The organism is Thermogutta sp., from assembly GCF_039793925.1.
Lineage (GTDB): Bacteria > Planctomycetota > Planctomycetia > Pirellulales > Thermoguttaceae > Thermogutta.
Genome location: NZ_JBAMME010000359.1, coordinates 1,009 through 2,192 on the forward strand (window position 1 = coordinate 1,009; position 1,184 = coordinate 2,192).

Sequence of the window (1,184 nt, forward strand, 5' to 3'; positions counted from 1 at the left end):
GATGGCCCGATGGAGGAGCGTTCCCCATCTAAGTCCACGCGTACAATCCTGTCGCCTGCCACTATTATCGATGCGTTCTCGTGAATTTCCCTCGTGAATACGTTCACCACACTTCCATTGACCACCGCGAGGCTGGCATCCCTTCTTCCGAGTGCCACATCCATGTAGAAGTCAAGGTCGTGGACGCTCAGGCCGCGCCGAGGGTCGCATGACATAGAGACGGCTATTTCCTGTCCAGCTTAAATATTCTCTTGGCGTTCTCGTAGAGGATCTTCCTCAACCTATCCTCTGGCAGCCCCAGCTCCTTCATCTGTTCTAAGTACTTGGCCCAAGCCAGGCCGTTGCTGCCGAAGATTACCTTGTTATCGGATATCTTGGATTTAAGGTACGATGTTATCGCCGGATCGAAGTACCTCGGGAGCCACGCGCTTATCGAGACGTACACGTTGGGCAGCTTCATGGAGACCGCGACCAGCTCGCTCGCCCATGGATAGCCCGTGTGCGTGCCTACCAGCACGAGGTCTGGGAAGTCGAGGGAGATCCTGTCCAAGGCCATGGGACGCCCGTGCTCGCTTGGCATAGCCTCCAGCACGTATCCGGTCTGCATTTGCACGGGTATCCCCAGTTCCTCCGCCTTCGCGTACAATGGGTACATCCTCCTATCGTCCAACGGAATGTCAAACCCGTATATGTGGACGTAAACCCCAACAAACCCCCTGTCCTTGACATCCCTCTCTAACTCCCTCAAGCTCTCGCTTATGTTTAGGGGGTTATAGTCGGCCAAGCCATATATTCTGCCCGGGTACTTCTTGGACAGCTCATATATCTTATCCCTATAGTCCTTAGCGAATCTCACCTGGCGTTTATAGGACCATGCCAGCAGATCAGTCGCTAGGACTGCCTCAACCCCTGTCCTATCCATCTCCGCTATCATCTCCTCGGGACTGTTGAACGGTTTCCACGTATTTTCGACCATGCAGTGAAGCTCTCCCGGGGAGTTCGTCGCGCTTCTCCAGCTGTCGAACCAATCCTTCAGTATAATTGGGAATAATGTATCTATCACCTTATCGGCCACTAGGCCATCACCATGTTCGCGTTAGGTTGCCGCTTTAAAAATATTTCGCGACGTTTAATGTTATCCATATTTATGCTGTGTTGCGTGACCTGTGTTGATGGCCCTGTGG

2 protein-coding genes are annotated in these 1,184 nt (G+C 53.0%); both read right to left on the reverse strand.

Translation table 11 applies throughout. The features are described 5' to 3' along the window. A partial coding sequence (locus ABJK56_RS19665; protein WP_347246393.1) for a hypothetical protein occupies nt 1-215 on the reverse strand: 215 nt, incomplete at its 3' end. Nucleotides 216-223: 8 nt separating this feature from the next. Then, nucleotides 224-1,075 (reverse strand): amidohydrolase family protein, encoded by an 852-nt coding sequence (locus ABJK56_RS19670; RefSeq protein WP_347246394.1) that lies wholly within the window; start codon nt 1,073-1,075, stop codon nt 224-226. Nucleotides 1,076-1,184: the final 109 nt, after the last annotated feature.